Genomic DNA, 283 nt, shown 5'->3' on the forward strand with positions numbered 1-283 from the left:
CGTCACCCCGAAACACACGTGCAACGAGCCGTCCACGATCCGCGGCAGCGTGCGCCTCTTCAACTCCTCCGACCCGTGCTTGATCACCGGATGCATCCCGAAGATCGACAAGTGGATCGCCGACGCGGCGTTCATCCCGCCCCCGGACTTCGCGACCTCCTCGATCAGGAGCGACGCCTCGGTGATACCGAAGCCGTGCCCGCCGAACTCCTCCGGCGTGGTGATCCCCAACCAGCCACCGGACGCCAACGCCTCATAGAACTCCGTCGGGAACACCTTGTCG

Annotated in this window: 1 protein-coding gene; it reads right to left on the reverse strand. The window is 65.4% G+C overall.

Annotation, left to right across the window (positions count from 1 at the left end; translation table 11 throughout):
* Positions 1 to 283 (reverse strand): acyl-CoA dehydrogenase family protein (locus ACL02T_RS35080; protein WP_412835117.1); only part of this gene is annotated, 283 nt, incomplete at both ends.

The sequence above is a fragment of the Pseudonocardia oceanicola genome, assembly GCF_047200735.1.
Taxonomy (GTDB): domain Bacteria; phylum Actinomycetota; class Actinomycetes; order Mycobacteriales; family Pseudonocardiaceae; genus Pseudonocardia.